This window comes from Paenibacillus sp. VCA1 (assembly GCF_031583795.1).
GTDB classification, from domain to species: Bacteria; Bacillota; Bacilli; order Paenibacillales; family Paenibacillaceae; genus Paenibacillus_AQ; species Paenibacillus_AQ albilobatus.
On sequence record NZ_JAVLSX010000012.1, the window covers coordinates 115637 to 131943 of the forward strand.

17 protein-coding genes are annotated in these 16307 nt (G+C 54.4%); 9 read left to right on the forward strand and 8 right to left on the reverse strand.

Annotated elements, in window-relative coordinates; genetic code table 11:
* Positions 1-113: 113 nt before the first annotated feature.
* Entirely contained in the window at positions 114-1388 is a 1275-nt protein-coding gene (locus tag RJP21_RS24490; protein ID WP_310861626.1) for an MFS transporter, read from the forward strand.
* Positions 1389-1406: 18 nt separating this feature from the next.
* On the opposite strand, the gene RJP21_RS24495 is transcribed toward RJP21_RS24490, so the two are convergent.
* Together RJP21_RS24495 and RJP21_RS24500 are read right to left on the reverse strand one after the other, a co-directional pair.
* Positions 1407-1580, reverse strand: a complete 174-nt coding sequence (locus RJP21_RS24495) for a hypothetical protein (protein ID WP_310861627.1) — start codon at positions 1578-1580, stop codon at positions 1407-1409.
* A 95-nt stretch (positions 1581-1675) separates the two neighbouring features.
* Positions 1676-2131, reverse strand: a complete 456-nt coding sequence (locus tag RJP21_RS24500; RefSeq protein WP_160043764.1) for an Lrp/AsnC family transcriptional regulator — start codon at positions 2129-2131, stop codon at positions 1676-1678.
* Positions 2132-2366: 235 nt separating this feature from the next.
* Between RJP21_RS24500 and RJP21_RS24505 the strand changes: the two genes are divergently transcribed.
* From RJP21_RS24505 to RJP21_RS24515, 3 genes are all read left to right on the forward strand, one after another.
* A complete protein-coding gene (locus RJP21_RS24505; RefSeq protein ID WP_160043763.1) occupies positions 2367-3194 on the forward strand; it encodes a sulfite exporter TauE/SafE family protein in 828 nt (275 codons plus the stop codon).
* Position 3195: 1 nt separating this feature from the next.
* On the forward strand, positions 3196-3555 hold the full coding sequence (locus RJP21_RS24510; protein WP_310861628.1) for a DUF1634 domain-containing protein: 360 nt from the start codon (positions 3196-3198) through the stop codon (positions 3553-3555).
* Positions 3556-3731: 176 nt separating this feature from the next.
* Positions 3732-3956, forward strand: coding sequence for a hypothetical protein (locus RJP21_RS24515; protein ID WP_310861629.1), 225 nt, complete (start codon positions 3732-3734; stop codon positions 3954-3956).
* Positions 3957-4003: 47 nt separating this feature from the next.
* On the opposite strand, the gene RJP21_RS24520 is transcribed toward RJP21_RS24515, so the two are convergent.
* Complete coding sequence (locus tag RJP21_RS24520) at positions 4004-5911, reverse strand: ATP-binding protein (protein WP_310861630.1); 1908 nt, start codon at positions 5909-5911, stop codon at positions 4004-4006.
* A 281-nt stretch (positions 5912-6192) separates the two neighbouring features.
* On the opposite strand from RJP21_RS24520, the gene RJP21_RS24525 reads away from it, so the two are divergent.
* Positions 6193-6588, forward strand: a complete 396-nt coding sequence (locus tag RJP21_RS24525; protein ID WP_310861631.1) for a hypothetical protein — start codon at positions 6193-6195, stop codon at positions 6586-6588.
* Positions 6589-6686: 98 nt separating this feature from the next.
* Here RJP21_RS24525 and RJP21_RS24530 read toward each other — a convergent pair whose 3' ends face one another.
* On the reverse strand, positions 6687-7712 hold the full coding sequence (locus RJP21_RS24530; protein ID WP_310861632.1) for a YeiH family protein: 1026 nt from the start codon (positions 7710-7712) through the stop codon (positions 6687-6689).
* A 283-nt stretch (positions 7713-7995) separates the two neighbouring features.
* On the opposite strand from RJP21_RS24530, the gene RJP21_RS24535 reads away from it, so the two are divergent.
* Genes RJP21_RS24535 through RJP21_RS24545 form a run of 3 tightly spaced genes read left to right on the forward strand, consistent with a single transcriptional unit; the run spans position 7996 to position 9556 of the window.
* Positions 7996-8184 carry a helix-turn-helix transcriptional regulator gene (locus tag RJP21_RS24535; protein ID WP_310861677.1) on the forward strand — a complete coding sequence of 63 codons (189 nt, stop codon included), beginning with the start codon at positions 7996-7998 and terminating at the stop codon, positions 8182-8184.
* Entirely contained in the window at positions 8184-8609 is a 426-nt protein-coding gene (locus tag RJP21_RS24540) for a hypothetical protein (protein WP_310861633.1), read from the forward strand. Before RJP21_RS24535 ends, RJP21_RS24540 begins: the two co-directional genes overlap by 1 nt.
* Positions 8610-8653: 44 nt before the next feature.
* Positions 8654-9556, forward strand: a complete 903-nt coding sequence (locus RJP21_RS24545) for a LysR family transcriptional regulator (RefSeq protein ID WP_310861634.1) — start codon at positions 8654-8656, stop codon at positions 9554-9556.
* Here RJP21_RS24545 and RJP21_RS24550 read toward each other — a convergent pair.
* From RJP21_RS24550 to RJP21_RS24565, 4 genes are all read right to left on the reverse strand, one after another.
* Positions 9541-10344 (reverse strand): formate/nitrite transporter family protein, encoded by an 804-nt coding sequence (locus RJP21_RS24550; protein ID WP_310861635.1) that lies wholly within the window; start codon positions 10342-10344, stop codon positions 9541-9543. The genes RJP21_RS24545 and RJP21_RS24550 overlap by 16 nt on opposite strands.
* 304 nt (positions 10345-10648) lie before the next feature.
* Entirely contained in the window at positions 10649-11659 is a 1011-nt protein-coding gene (gene moaA, locus RJP21_RS24555) for a GTP 3',8-cyclase MoaA (RefSeq protein ID WP_310861636.1), read from the reverse strand.
* Between the two features lie 48 nt (positions 11660-11707).
* Positions 11708-12553 carry a formate dehydrogenase accessory sulfurtransferase FdhD gene (fdhD, locus tag RJP21_RS24560; protein ID WP_310861637.1) on the reverse strand — a complete coding sequence of 282 codons (846 nt, stop codon included), beginning with the start codon at positions 12551-12553 and terminating at the stop codon, positions 11708-11710.
* Between the two features lie 12 nt (positions 12554-12565).
* Positions 12566-12907 (reverse strand): Na-translocating system protein MpsC family protein, encoded by a 342-nt coding sequence (locus RJP21_RS24565; RefSeq protein WP_160043753.1) that lies wholly within the window; start codon positions 12905-12907, stop codon positions 12566-12568.
* Positions 12908-13381: 474 nt separating this feature from the next.
* Between RJP21_RS24565 and fdhF the strand changes: the two genes are divergently transcribed.
* Positions 13382-16297 carry a formate dehydrogenase subunit alpha gene (gene fdhF / locus RJP21_RS24570; RefSeq protein ID WP_373309273.1) on the forward strand — a complete coding sequence of 972 codons (2916 nt, stop codon included), beginning with the start codon at positions 13382-13384 and terminating at the stop codon, positions 16295-16297.
* Positions 16298-16307 lie beyond the last annotated feature (10 nt).

Sequence of the window (16307 nt, forward strand, 5' to 3'; positions counted from 1 at the left end):
GAATCAGGTGCTTTGCGGGGAGCCCCCGAAATTAGTCTGGTAAAAAGGGTATACGCATACCCTTTTTTTGTCATATAATCTCCTTAACCATTCGATGAGACCAGGAGGCCAACATGTCCATTCCCACCGTTCAAACCGCCGCGCCGCAAAAAGGACGGCAGCCCCTTGCCGGCGCCGATGCCGGCTCTACCGTCTTCCGCATCCTGATTGCGGTCAGTCTCGTTCATTTGTTCAATGATTCGATTCAGTCGGTTATCCCGGCGATCTTTCCGATTTTGCGTTCCTCGATGCATTTGAACTATACGCAGATCGGCTGGATTTCCTTTGCCATAAACTTTACGTCTTCCATCATGCAGCCGGTGGTCGGCTGGTTCGCGGACCGCAAGCCGAAGCCGGCGCTGCTGCCGATCGGGATGGGATTTACGTTCACGGGCATGCTTCTTCTCGCGTTCGCCCACTCGTACCCCGCAGTGCTGCTGGCGGTCGTGTTTGTCGGACTCGGCTCGGCTGCGTTCCATCCCGAAGGATCCAGGGTCGCCCACATGGCTTCGGGCACGCGCAGAGGATTGGCCCAATCCATCTTCCAAGTCGGAGGAAACGCGGGGCAGTCGCTCGCTCCGATGCTGACGATGTGGATTTTTATTCCGCTTGGACTTTTCGGTTCGATCTGGTTCACCCTCGTTGCCGGGGCGGGTATTGCCGTTCAGCTCTACATCGCCAGATGGTACGGCAACAAACTGCGAAGCGGAGCCCAGGTCAAGAAAAAAGCCCAAGCCCGCCAGCTGAAGCCCGAGGTTCGCTCCAAGGTCCGGTTTGCGATCGTCATGCTCGTCGTGCTCGTTTTCGTCCGGTCCTGGTACAGCTCCTCGATCAGCACCTTTTTTCCGTTTTATCTGATCGATCATTTCGGATTGAGCGTCGACGACGCCCAAATTTTCATTTTCCTGTTTCTCGGCGCCGGAGCCGTAGGCACCTTTTTCGGCGGTCCCGTCGCGGATCGGATCGGCAAACGAAACGTCATTTTCGCTTCCATGGTCCTGGCCGCTCCGCTCGCCTTGCTGCTGCCTCATGTCGGGCTGTGGGGCGTCGGCATCCTGCTTGCGCTGCTCGGCTTGATCGTCTTTTCGAGCTTTTCGGTCACCGTCGTGTATGCCCAGATGCTGTTTCCGGGCAAAATCGGCACCGTCTCCGGCCTCATTACCGGCCTGGCTTTCGGTTTAGGGGGTCTTGGGGCGTTGGTGCTCGGTAAATGGATCGACCTTGCCGGCGTCAACACCGTCATGGCCATTTGCAGCTTTTTGCCGCTTCTCGGCGTCCTGACCTTCCTGCTGCCTTCGGATCAACAGCTGAACCGCTGGTCCGGCGAAGGCGAAGAACCCAAACAATAATTCCAAACCGCATGGCCCTTAACGATCCGTATCGTCCAGGGCCATGTTTTTTTTGCCGCAGCCTTTCCAAAATTCTGCTCTTTGCAGCCCGCTCAGTTTCTCCCAGAACCAAACCTGCTTTTGATCCTTTTCCCACACCTCGATGTTCCCCGGTTCACGCCGCAAATCGATATCGTCTTCCGCTTCTGTCACTATATATGGCTTCTTTCGATTATGTCCTTTTAGGAAACGGCGGGCAGCCCTCGGGTACGGCGCGGCCGAACCGGACATACTGTAGGCAAAAGGAATCAGATCAGGAGACCTTCCCTTTCCTTGAAACGTTTGATCAAAAATTCACTGTGGACGCCCGTGATGCCTTCCAGCTTTCGAAGTCTCGCAAGGTATCGCTCGACATGCTCCTGGTCGTCCATCAAGGCATGGACATGCAGGTGGGGGCCGCCGCTCATCTGGTATACGCTGGTGATCTCCTCATCGCTCAAAAGCTGCTCGGCGACGCTCTCCAGCAGGCTCCATTCCACGTCGATGTTAAAGTAAACGGACATGTTTTTCCCGGCTTTGATCGGATTGACCGTCACCGTAAATTTGTCGATGATCCCTTGCTCCATCAAGTGGTTTACCCGCTCGCGCACGGCTGCACGCGTCAGATTGACAAGCCTGCCGAGCTCCGCGTGGCTCAGTCTGCCGTTGTCGAGCAAATGTTTCAGGATCATCTCGTCCTTTTCGTCCAAATGTTTAAACCGCATCTGCCTTCCCCTCTTTCTTATGATCAACGCATATCCATCGGATGCGCTAATCTTTACAATGTAAATTAAATAAAAATAAAAATGACCGATTGTATATAAATTATTTTACAATCGTTGTATAATAAACCGGGAATCGAATCGGTTGTCAAATCAATCTACTCCCAGTTTACAAGCATCGCGGAGTGAAAAGCAATCGGATTCACTATTATCGAGAGGAAGGTGTCTACCTTTGGTCATGTTTTCGCTGGAAATCCTTCTGATCTCCGTTTTGGCTGGCATCGTCGGATCCGTTTTGGGGCTGGGAGGAGGCATCATCGTGACCCCGGCCTTGACGCTGCTGTTCGGCGTCAGCATCGAACACGCGATCGGCGCCAGCATCATCTCCGTTATCGCGACGTCGAGCGGTTCGGCGATCGCTTATATACGCGACCGGATCACCAATCTTCGCGTCGGCATGTTTTTGGAAATCGCCACCACGGTCGGCGCGATTACCGGGGCTTTTATCGGAGGATTGATCGCCCCCAATCTGCTTTATATCATTTTCGGTCTTTTGCTTGTCTATTCGGCGGTGAATATGATCAAAAGGAAAAAAGGCGCGCAGCAGGAGCAGGTCAGCATGCATCCCGCCGCCGCCAAATTGAAGCTGGCGGGCAGCTACTACGATAAAGCGGCCCAGCAGCAGATCTCTTATAATGTAGGAAACGTGTACGGAGGTTTCGGCGTCATGTACGGCGCGGGCATCGTGTCCGGACTGCTCGGAATCGGCAGCGGCAGCTTCAAAGTGATGGCGATGGACGTATTCATGAAGCTGCCGCTGAAGGTGTCCACCGCGACCAGCAACTTCATGATGGGGGTCACCGCGGCGGCCAGCGCGGGCGTTTATTTGCTGCGCGGGGACATCGATCCGCATATCGCCGGTCCGGTCGCGCTTGGGGTTTTGGCCGGGGCCACCATCGGGGCGCAAATCATGCAGCGGCTGAAAAGCAAAACGATCCGCATGCTGTTTATCCCGGTTCTTCTTTATGTGGCGTTTCAAATGATTTATGAAGGAGTGGGGCTGTAGCATGAACGAAAACAGCGAAATTCAGGACGTCGAGCTTGCCGTCAGCCGCTGGCTACGGGTCGGCGTCATCATCAGCGCCTGCGTCATTATCCTTGGCCTCATCCTGCTTTTTATCCGGGGCGAAAGCGGCTACCCGGGAGAATTTTATCCGCATAATCTGCATGATATTTTCGGCGGGTTGATCCAATTCAAGCCCTATGCCGTCATTACGGTAGGATTGATGCTTCTGATCCTTACGCCGGTGCTGCGCGTCGCGATTTCGATTTGGGTGTTCGCGCGTGAAGGCGACAAACTGTACGTCATCATTACGTCCATCGTCCTGGTCATCCTCATCGTCAGCTTTGCGATTGGCAAAGCCTGAAGCCTGACCGGCAGCGAAGCCCGGGCTCTTTTGCATAAAGAGGCCGGGCTTTGTTTTGCTGATCCGTACATTTTCGCCCCATTCCGGAACGGTAGACTTCCCGCCGACATAATCTACAATGTGCTCAATACGTACTATACTTGCAAATGCCATTGGGTCCAAAGGAGTGTCTGCACGTGAAGCAAGTAAAACCGGTAAAAACACGGAGCATCGGCGGCGGAGGAGCAGGCGTCGGCGGAGGTGTCGGAGGTGCTGGAGGTACCGGAGGCGTTATACCGACGAGACAAAGAAACGAAATCGCCCTGATTTCGGCTATTTTGTTTTTGATCGCCGCCGCACTCAGCTTGTTTGTGGCTTGGAGTGATTTAAGAAGCGGCGGTACGAGCGAAACGCTCATCTAAAGTGCGCAAAAAGACGCCCTGGCGACTCGGCGTCTTTTTGCGCTGCGTTATGTTGGTCCTGTTTCGCTGCTTGGTTCGGGAAAACGAACGACGGCCTCGGTCCCCAGCCCCTTTTCGCTCATAAATTCGATCCGTCCCTGCATCGCTTCGATGATTCGGAACGTTACCATCAGCCCCAGACCGGTTCCTTTGGTTTTATTGGAGAAATAAGGCTCGCCGAGCCTTGCCATTTCGGCGGGTTCCATGCCTTCGCCGTTATCGAGGATATGGATGGCGATTCCCCCGTCCCGGGCGTAAGCCCAAATATGGATCTGCCCTTCCTCGTGCAGCGCCTCGATGCTGTTTTTGACGATATTGATAAATGCCTGCTTGAACTTGGAGGAATTCCCTTGAACGTATAGCCCCGGCGGGATATCCGACGTGATTTTGCTGCCATTGAAGTTGGCCAGCGGATTCAGAATGCCTTCGATATGCCGGAACTCTTCGGCCAGGTCCAGCAGCTGCACCTGTTCGATTTCCGGCTTGGCAAAAGTAAGGAAATCGGTGATGATGCCCGAAGCCCGGTCAAGCTCTTCCAATGCGAGTTCAAGATACTCCCTTTCCTTGCTGGCGGACTTTTTCTGAAGCAGCTGGAGGAACCCGCGCGTGACCTGCAGCGGATTGCGGACCTCATGCGCAACGGATGCCGCAAGCTCGCTGATAATCTCCATTTTTTCCGACCGCTGCAGCTCCGTGTTGAATCTTTCCAATTCCTTCGAATAGACGAGAATCTGCTTGTGGTTTTCCGCGAATTGAAGGCCGAGCGCGGCAATCAGCGCAACGGCAAATCCGAGCACGCCCCATTTCCACCAAAAAAGCTCGTATTTTCCGCCGCTGGCTAAATAACATGTCATTTCAACCAGCACGGTCAAGCCGAACACGGCAAATCCGAGCGTAAAAATCAAAGCGTTCCGGTTTCCTTTGACGGCATAATAGACGGAGCTCGCGATCAGCAAAAGGACCTGGGCAATGATCAGGTAGCCGAGCATTTTGACCGAAAACAGGTCGTATATGCCGATGATGCGGTCGTGCAGCGAAACGTTGATCGTCAGAAGAATGAGGCAAAACGCCGAATAAAAAACCTGGAATTTCCGAAAATGCCGGATCAGCTGCCTGTATCCCGCACCGACCGTTTTTTCAAAGAAAAACGTCGTCGAAGGCAGCAGCGTTAGAAGCGCCGCGTCGAACATAACCAAAAACCACTGCCCGTACCGGTTGAACAGGCCGTACAAAAGCGGGGAGTACGTCAATATTAAAATGCCGGTCGACGTCAGCACCGCCGTTAAAGCGAGCCAGCTGGCCAAGTGGCTTTTCCGCATGAACAAGGCGGGAATCAGCATCATGACGCCGAGAAAAACCATAGAGCTGCCCAGGATCAAATCGTCAAGATTCGATTTTACATATTGTTCCAAAAGCGTCGGATAGTCACCGGCAAGAACCTCTCCCCCGATGCCGATCCGGTCGCGTTCCTTCTCCGACACGATCTGAACGCGCAATGTTTTCCCTTCGTCGTCCGGGCTTAACGGAAGCAAAATTTTACTAACGTCGTACATGTAACCTCGGCTCTGCTCATAGACTTTCCGCTCGTCCAGGTAAACCGCGATGCGCTCGCCGTACACCTTTTTCAGGAGCAGCGCCGAAGCCTCGGAAGGAAGGTCGGGCACGATTGTCCGATACCACGCCTCGTTGGCTTTGAGCCGCCGGTCCGGAAGTTTTCGCAAGGAATCGAGGCGCTGCCAGCCTCCTCCTTCGTTTTCTTGGGCGGTGGTCGGCATGCTCCATTTAAACTCCCAGCCCCACTGGACAACCTCCGCTTCGGCGGCCGAAGCCGCCAAGACGGAATGCGGGAGGCATCCGAACAAAACCGGGATGACCAGGATCGGGATGAGGAGCGCTTTGATGATCGAATTTTTCATAGGACACCCCAAAAGATGTGAAATGTTTTAGAGGCAGACCGACAATATTCGCCGAAATTTCCTAAAAATCTCTTGGGTTTATTATGTTCGATTCTGGTATTTTACGCAATTTCTTGAATTCGAAATACTTGGATTTACGCTGAACACGGGAGCTTTTGCCTTTACTCCCCCAGGTTTATTTCCCCTTGTTTCGGGTAAGGGTAAATATGAACCCCAAAAGGATAAATACGATTTCAGATTGCGTTTTACGGCATCTTTCATGAAAAGGAGGCGGTACCCGAATGCCTGACAAATACAAATCCGAAGCGGACTGGACCTATGAACGTTATCAAAACGCGGGAGAACATCCCGTGGAAGACGGCCTGCCTGACGCTGATCTCCGCGAGGCGAACGCCGAAACGGTGCAAAGCATCACCAGCGAGCCCGATCCGGCCGATGCGGCATTTTATGTCCGCTCGGACATGAGCCCCGAGCTTGGCGGCCGCCGCAATAATACGCCTCCCGAGCCATCGGTCGGGCCTGCTTCCGACGAAATCGGCGAAGAATATACCGAATTGGAAGACGTGCCGGACGCGGACGACATCCAGAAGGACAGCCCGATCGACCCTGTGGCGACCATCGAGGATATGCATGGAACCGACCTGATCAACGGGTTTGACGGGGACGAGACGGAATGAGGCACGGACGAGACTGTTTGAAAAAAGGCTAGAGCAGAGAGAATACGAAAAACGGCCCCCATAACGAGGCCGTTTTTCGTGTTTGCCGATGTTTTGACTTATATGAAACCCAGCGCATGAACAAGCAGAAAACCTAGGCAGGCGAGCACGATGGACCCCAATACGCCGGCTGCGAAAGGTTTTACCCCGTTGCGGCGAAAAAACGCAAAGTCCACGTTCAGACCGAGCCCCGCCATCGCCATCGCGATCAGGATGTAAGCGAGGTTAATGATTTGCGCGGTCACGGCATGCGGGATGACGCCAAGCGAATTGACGCCGCTCATTAGCAGGAACCCGAGCACGAACCACGGAATTTGGATTTTGCTTCTTTGTGCCGTCCCTTCCTGCTTGCGGCTAGCCCAATATCCGACGCACAGCGAGACGGGAACCAGAAGCGCAACCCGCGTCAGCTTGACGATGACGGACATGTCCTCCGCTTCCTTGCCGCCGGGCGCCGCAGCCGCGATCGCATGCGCCACCTCGTGCAGCGTGCCTCCCGCAAACGCTCCGTATGCCGAAGGCGTCAACCCGAGAAACGGGTACAAGCCGACGTAAACGAGCGTAAACAGCGTGCCGAGGATCGCGACGGTCGCCGCTCCAACGGCCGTTTCCTGCTCCCTCGCTTTGATCAGTGGCGCGATGGCCACAACCGCGGCGGCGCCGCAAATGGCCGTCCCGCATGCCGTCAAAAGCGCCAGCGGGCGGTCCACTTTAAACAGTCTCGCCAGTCCGTATACAACGAAAATCGTTACCGTAATATTTATCGCGGCAATCAATATGACCCTGGGCCCGGCATGGGCGATATCCACCAAATTCAGCCGCATCCCCAGCAGGATGATGCCGAAGCGAAGCAGCTTTTTGTTGGAAAAACCTACGCCCGGCATAATCGATTCCGGCACGCCGACTGCCGCCTTGTAGACCATGCCGAGAATAATGGCCAGAACCAGCTGACCCATAATGCTCAAAAACGGAAGCAGCGACAGCCCTTTGGCGAGCAAGGATAAAATGAGCGTCAGGCCGATCCCCAACATAAATGCGTTTGTGTTCCTTTTTCTGCGCGGAGCCGCAGATTCCCTTGAAATCATGGCATTGCCATCCCCTTTGTTTTCACTCGGTGTTCTTATACGCTCACTATAAAGTCGGCCTGCGAGGAAGGGAAATACCGATTTGCTATCCCTATCATGAGGAAAACTTATCATTGGGATATTGCGGAACTCTAATGTATCGTTTATCCCTAAAATGAAATCTATACCTGGTGATTTTGCAAAATCCTGATCAAAAAATGTAATTTATATATTGCAAAATGTAAAATATATATTACAATTTAATCAAAGGAGGTATCGATGCTTATTGGTGAACAAGGTAAAAATGGCGCGAGTTCAAGCGGATTTAACCCAGCAGCAGCTGGCGGACAAAACGGGTGTCACCCGCCAAACGATCAGCCTGATCGAAAAAGGCGCCTACAATCCTTCATTGAAATTATGTTTGGATATTTGCTACGCCCTGAACCGGACGCTGGACGACCTGTTTTGGGTAGACTCGGGAGGGGAAAAATAATGAAGAAAGTAACCGATGAAAGAATTGTTTTTGAAAACCTGAAGCATATCAAAACCGCATTTCTTGTTCAAACGTTGGGAATCATCCTCATTTTGGCGGTTGACGGCACACGGAACGGTTACGAGCATGCCCGGAGCAACCCCCTGTGGCTGCTTGTGCTCATTACGGCGATCGTGCTTTCCTATTCCAGGCTCCGGACCGCAGTCGAGTCGGAACGGCCGGGCCGCAAGCCTTTTTCTTATGGCAAAGCGGTCATCGGTCCGCTGGCTGCGGGAATAACCGTTTTCGCGGCTGTTGCGCTTTTTTCCGAAACCTCTATAATGAATGCCGTCATATTGGGAGCCGTGCTTTTTGCCGCCTCGCTCATTCCTGCGCTTTTGATCACGTTTTACCGTAAGAAAAATCAGGATGAAGACGATCTATAGGTAGGGATGACCATATTCCCGAACCATACTGGAGGAACATCGCAATGATTACCGATACATTAAAAGTGTTTGTGACGGTGGCTGAGCAGAGGAACTTCTCGCAGGCCGCCAAGCTGCTGAACTTGTCCCAGCCGGGGGTCAGCCTGCATATCCGCAACCTGGAAAACGAGCTTGGAACCAAGCTGATGCACCGCTCCCCGAAGCTTGTCAAATTAACCGAGGCCGGAGAAATTTTATTCGGCAAGGCGCAGCGGATTTTGGCTTTGTACGATGAAGCGAAGGAAGATATCCATATGCTGCGGGACGAAGTGACGGGAGCTTTGTTAATGGGGGCAAGCTTTACGATCGGCGAATACATTCTGCCGAGGGTGCTTGCGGAATACGCGCAGCAGTACCCGCTTGTGGATGTCCAGGTCCATATCAGCAACACGGACAACATTTTGCAGGATATTCGCGCCGGAAAATTCCACATCGGCCTGGTCGAAGGGAATGTCGAAGCCAAGGACCTGAAGGTGACGGCGTTCATGAAAGACGAGATGGTGCTGATCGCTGCGCCGGACCATCCGATCGCTTCCGAAAAAAACGTCGATTTCGCCCGGCTTCAGAATCAGGTATGGGTGATGCGGGAGACGGGATCCGGCACGCGCGCCTACAGCGACAGGCTCATCCAGGAAGGAGGCCTTGCCGTCAAACGCAGCTTCGTGTTCAACAGCAGCCAAGGCGTCAAGGAGGCGGTGGCCTGCGGCCTCGGCATCGCCCTTTTGTCGCGCTGGGTGGTCCGAAAAGAGCTCGAAAGCGGCGAGTTGAAGGAGGTCCCGATCAAAGGAACGAAAATCAGCCGGGATCTGTCCCTGCTGCAGAGCAAGGACGAACCGGCTGTAATGGCGGTTTTGAAGTTTATCCAAACCTTGAAAACGAACGTGCAGTCTCTTTACGCCGATTTTTGAGCGCCCTGCACGGATTGGACGCCTGCAGGCTGGCGGTAAGCGACAAAATAAGCCCCCGCCACGAAGACGATGCCTCCGACCAGATTGCCGAGGAAGACGGCCGCAAAGTTCGGGAAATATTGGCTCCATGTCATTTGTCCGGCAAAAATCGCGGCCGGAATGACGAACATGTTGGCGACGACGTGCTGAAAGCCGATGGCGACGAAAGCCATGACCGGGAACCAAATGCCCACGATTTTGCCGGCAAAATCTTTCGCGCCATAGGCGAGCCACACCGCAAGGCATACGAGCCAGTTGCAGCCGATGGCGGACACGAACGCTTGCCCGAAGCTGTCATGCACTTTGCCGGTCGCGATGGCCACCGTTTTGGCAAGAAAAGCGCCTTCGGTCAGGCCGACGATATGTCCGAAAAAGTAAGCGACGAACACCGCGCCGACAAAGTTGGCGATCGTGGCGAGGATCCAATTTATCAGCACGGGGCCGAATCCGATTTTACGCGAAAACCAAGCGATAGGTAACGTCATCATATTGCCCGTTAACAGTTCGCCGCCTGCGAGCACGGTCAAAATCAGCCCCACCGGGAAAACCGCGGCTCCCAAAAATCCCGCAAACGATCCCCATTCTTTCGGCGCCGTGCCGATGACGCGAATATCGAGCAAAAATCCGAGCGCAATAAACGCCCCGGCCAAAAATCCAAGGATCAACACCGAGGTAACGGGAAGTTTGGCCTTCTTTTCCCCGGTTTCGGCTGCGATCTCCTTTATTTGCTGCGGTGTGTAAAACGACATACTGCATTCCTCCATACCATTTCGTTAATTAGCTTTCGTGAAAACGGTTACGGCAAAAATCATTCCGACAAAACCAAAAAAACCGCCACGAACCCTTCTTTCCGCCAGAACCGAAAAGAAAGATTTGTGCCGGTTAATTCTCCTACCCGTTTCCTATAGGAGCATCAATCACACGTTCATCCGTCAAATAAAGCGGCTGCAACGCCTACAGCCCCTTCATTCGCTAACACATAACACATGATAACCATACGTTTTATTTTTGTCAACGATGTGAACTTCAAGATTTTTTGTCTTGCAAGCTTTTTTAACCGCCGATCCGGGACATCTCCACTTTCGCCCCGTCCGTCTTCCCCCTTGCCTCTTCGCGCTCCAGGGAATACCGGTCGTGGCGGCCTTCCCAAATCGATCCGATCCGCCGGGCGATATCGTCATCGGATGCATCGGAGCGCAGCAGCGTCCGCAGATCATGCCCCTTTGTCGCAAACAGGCATGTATAAAACATGCCGTCCGCCGACAACCGGCCTCTCGTGCAGGTCTGGCAGAACGCGTCGCTGACCGAGGAAATGATCCCGATTTCGCCTTTGCCGTCCGCAAAGCGGTAGCGTGAAGCCACCTCTCCCGTGTAATTGGGGGCGGCGGACTCCAGCGGAAATTCGGCGCCGATCCGCTCCAGCATCTCTTTTTTGCTGATGACGTGTTTCCAATCCCAGCCGTTGGTGTTGCCGACGTCCATATATTCGATCATGCGCAAAATATGGCCTTTTTCGCGGAAATAGCGGACCATCGGCAGCAGGGCATGTTCGTTGACGCCTTTTTGCACCACCATGTTCACCTTCACGGACAAACCCGCTTCGGCGGCCGCGTCGATGCCTTCGAGCACCTGCCGCACGTTCGCTTTGCCGCCGTTCATTTTCATGAAGGTATCATCGTCCAAAGCGTCAAGGCTGACCGCCACCCGCATCAATCCGGCCTCGCGCAGTTTCGCGGCCTGCTTGGCAAGAAGGCTCCCGTTTGTCGTCAGGGCGATATCCTCTACCCCTTCGATTTCGGCTATGCCGGCCACGATCTCCGGCAGTTCCTTGCGCAGAATCGGCTCTCCCCCGGTAATCCGCATTTTCCGGACGCCCAGCCGCGCGAAAATCCTGGCGATCCTTACCGTTTCGTCGACCGAAAGCACGGAGTCCCGGGACAGGAACGGATAATCCTTGCCGAAAATCTCCTCCGGCATGCAATAACGGCACCGGAAATTGCAGCGGTCCGTCACGGAAATCCGCAGGTCCCGAAGCGTTCGTTTGAAATAATCACTGGTTTCCATGATTTCTCACTCCATTTCTCGTGCCAAAGGCATGCGAAAATGACCGAATTACAATTCCGGCCGCTCCGCCTCTGCCGCATGTTGATTCAGCATCTGCCGGCATTCGATGATGCGCCGCGGATGCGTATACACGTTGCATGACTGCCCGCGAACGAAGCCGACCGCCGTTATGCCCAAATTCTCCGCCAGCTCCAGCGCCAGCCGCGTCGGCGCCGATTTGGACAAAATGACGCCGCAGCCGATTTTGGCGACCTTCAGCAAAATTTCCGAAGAAATCCGCCCGCTGAACACGATGATTTTATCGTTCACGGGGATGTTTTGTTTCAGGCAGTGGCCATAGATTTTATCCAGCGCGTTATGCCGCCCGATATCCATCCGGTTCAGCAAAATGCCCTGCCTATCGCATAATGCCGCGTTATGGACGCCGCCGGTCCGGCTGAACGTTTCCGAGCTTTCCTGCAGCCGGCGCACCAGCCTGAAAACGTCGTCAAACGAAAGCTCGACCGGAGCGTCGTGCAGCCGTTTGGCCGTCTTCGCGTCGTTAAAAAACACGAAGCCCTGCCGGCTGGCGCCGCAGCATGACGTGACGTACCTTTTGCTGTAAAGCTGTCGATGAAGCGGGCTCCACCGGCTAACGGTGGCGTGGACGAAACCTTCCTCCTCCTGCACCCACAAATCCTGCAACTCGTCGATGCCGGCAATGACGCCTTCCGACGCCAGATAACCGACCGCCATATCCTCAATGTATTCGGGCGTGCAAACGAGCGTGGCGAATTCTTCGCCGTTGATTTTGATCGTTACGGGGTGCTCGGCGACGACGAGGTCGGATTTTTCCGTTGCGCGCCCCTGCTCGAAGCGGATGATGCCGCCCTGTTCTTTCGTCACAGCGTTCATTCGGCCTCATCCTCACACAATGTTTTTTTCGAACATAAACACGGAAATCGCGACGTCCTCATCGACCTTGATATCCGTGAAGAGATGCACCAGCTTGGAGCCGCAAAGCTCTTCGAGCCCTTCCGGCACCTGGTCCTTGTACAATTCCTTGATCATATGCGTTCTGGCGCTATGCACCATTTTTTTGCCTTCCGCCGTTTGCGCGATAAACTTTTCCGTCGGGGTAAAATTCCCGTACATCCGGGTGATCGCCATGTTTTCGACGAACGTCGTATGAATGCGCTCAGGCCCTTTGCCGAAGGTGTCTTTCCGGACTTTCCGGATAATGTCGTTAAACGCGACTTCCTTTTTCATCCCTCAATCACCTCATCACAAGTTTAACACTATACTAAATCTTAGGGACAATGTACAGAATATTTCAACCTTGTTTTTTCGGGCGGAAGTAGTATAATCATGGCGAGACGTGAGTTTTTTCATTGCATGTTAATTTCATAACGGAATGATCAGTTTAGTAGGCCATTGCTAATCGGTTACTCCACTACAACCTGCCGCACCAGAGCTAGCGGACCGGGTTTAGTGGAGTTTTTTGTTTGCGGAACTTTTTTCGACATTGACATTTCAGTGATTTAAATTTCGCAAGCGTATTGTATGCATTTTAACAGCGCCCGAAGTCTTCCGTTACCTAAAAAAATCATGCTGTATAGATTGAACTAAAGTTTGCATCAAACTTCCTGTTAAACGGGCCCGATACGGCCCTATAACCTTCATTTCTTTAGTTCATTCTATATGGGAAGAGAGGTTATTTTCGTGAGCAAAGAAACGGTAAGCATAGCTTTGAACGGACAACAGGTCGAAGTCAAACAAGGCATGACGGTGCTTGAAGCCATTAATCTGGCCGGCTTGTCGCACCCTCAAATCTGCTATGTTCCCGAGGTCGATCCGATTCAAACATGCGATACGTGCATCGTCGAAATCAACGGCCAGTTAAAGCGCGCATGCTCGACCAAAGCCGCGGACGGCATGGACGTCCGGCTTTCCTCGCAGAGAGCGAAAGAAGCGCAGACCGAAGCGATGGACCGGATTCTCGAAAACCATTTGCTGTACTGCACCGTATGCGACAACAACAACGGCAACTGCAAGCTGCATAACACGGCCGAAATGATGGAAATCGAACATCAAAAATATCCTTACCGCCCGAAGGTCGACCCCTCCGAGGTCGACATGTCCCACCCGTTTTACCGGTACGACCCGAACCAGTGCATCGCCTGCGGCCAATGCGTCGAGGTTTGCCAAAGCCTGCAGGTCAACGAAACGCTGTCGATCGATTGGGAAGCGGACATTCCGCGCGTCAAATGGGATGATGGCGTTTCCATCAACGACTCCTCCTGCGTCAGCTGCGGGCAATGCGTCACGATTTGCCCATGCAACGCCTTGATGGAAAAATCGATGCTGGGCGAAGCCGGGTTCATGACCGCCATCGACAAGCCGATCCTCGATCCGATGATCGATTTGGTCAAAGAGGTGGAACCGGGATACAGCGGCATCTTCGCCATCTCCGAAATCGAAGCGGCGATGCGCGACACGAGAACGCGCAAGACGAAAACGGTGTGCACGTTCTGCGGCGTCGGCTGCTCGTTCGAAGTATGGACCAAAGGGCGGAAAATCCTGAAAGTCCAGCCGTCCCACGACGCGCCGGTCAACGCGATTTCCACCTGCGTCAAAGGCAAATTCGGCTGGGATTTCGTGAACAGCGAAGAGCGCATCACGACGCCGCTCATCCGCCAAGGGGACGCGTTTGTGGAAGCGACCTGGGACGAAGCGCTGGCGCTTGTCGCGGAACGCCTCGGCGGCATTAAAAAAGAATACGGCTCCAACGCGCTCGGGTTCATTTCGTCCTCCAAAATCACAAACGAAGAAAACTATGTGATTCAGAAGCTGGCCCGCCAGGTGTTCGAAACGAACAACATCGACAACTGCTCCCGCTACTGCCAGTCGCCGGCTTCGGACGGCCTGATGTCCACCGTCGGCATCGGCGGCGATGCCGGGTCCATCAAAGACATCGCTTCGGCCGGACTCGTCATCTTGGTCGGCTGCGCGCCGGCGGAAGGCCATCCGGTGCTGGCGACGCGGATCAAACGCGCCCACAAGCTGCACGGGCAGAAGCTGATCGTGGCCGATCTGCGCAAGCATGAAATGGCCGAACGATCCGATCTGTTCATTCGCCCGAAACAAGGCACGGACTTCGTCTGGCTGAGCGCCGTCACGAAATACATGATCGATCAAGGCTGGCATGATGAAGCGTTCGTGCAGCAGCATGTCCATCAATTCGGCGAATACAAGCAGCTGCTGGAGAAATTCACGCTGGATTTCGCGGAAGCGGAAACCGGCATTTCCAAAGAAACGCTCATCGAGATCGCGACGATGATTCACGAAGCGGACGGAACCGCAATCTGCTGGGGTATGGGCGTCACCCAAAACATCGCCGGATCGCATACGTCGGCGGCGATTTCCAATCTGCTGCTGGCGACGGGCAACTTCATGCGTCCGGGTGCCGGAGCGTATCCGCTCCGCGGCCATAACAACGTGCAGGGCGCCTGCGACATGGGCACGCTCCCGCCATGGCTGCCGGGCTACCAGCATGTATCAAACGACGAAGCCCGCGGCCGCTTCGAGCAGGCTTACGGCGTCAAGATTTCGCCGAAGCCGGGCATGGACAACATCCAAATGCTTGATGCGGTGGAACGCGGCGAGCTGAAAGGAATGTACCTCGTCGGAGAAGACATGGCTTGGGTGGATTCGAACGCAAACCATGTGCAGGATCTCCTCAGCAAGCTCGACTTTTTTGTCGTGCAGGACGTGTTCCTGTCCCAAACCGCCCAGTTTGCCGATGTCATTCTGCCTGCCACCCCTTCCCTGGAGAAGGACGGCACCTTCACGAATACCGAACGCCGCGTGCAGCGGCTGTACCAGGTGCTTGAGCCGCTCGGCGACGCGAAGCCGGACTGGTGGATCACGACGCAAATCGCCAAACGCCTCGGCTTCGACTGGGGTTACAGCCACCCGAGCGAAATTTTCGCGGAAATGGCCAGCCTGACGCCGTTTTTCGCAAAAGCCAGCTACGACGTGCTCGAAGGCTGGGGCAGCTTCACCTGGGGCTCGTCGACAGGCGAAGACACGCCGCTTCTGTACACCGACGGATTTTATTTCCCGGATAAAAAAGCGCGTTTCTCGCTCGTGGATTACATCCCGCCGGTGGAATTCCCGGCCGAATACGATCTTGTGCTGAACAACGGCCGCCTGCTGGAGCAATTCCACGAAGGCAACCTGACGAACAAATCGCACGGCATCAATTTGAAGCTGCCGGAGGTGTTCGTCGAAATTTCGCCGGAGCTTGCCGCGGAGCGCGGCGTCGAAAGCGGCACGCTGGTGCGGCTCGAATCGCCGTACGGCGCGATCAAGCTGAAGGCGCTCGTCACCGACCGGGTGCACCGCAACGAAGTGTACGTGCCGATGCACTCGACGAGCCATGAAACGGCGGTCAACCTGTTGACGGGCGGTGCGGTCGACGTCCGCACGCATACGCCGGCTTACAAGCAGGCGAGAGTCCGGATGCAGGTGCTGAACGTCAAGGGAGCAAGCCCGCTGCCGCTCAGCAATCCGCGCAACAAAAAACGGCATCCGCAAAACGGCGTCGAGGTGCACCGCAAATGGAACCGTCCGGATTATGTTTCTCTTGTGGACTAAGGAAGGGGGG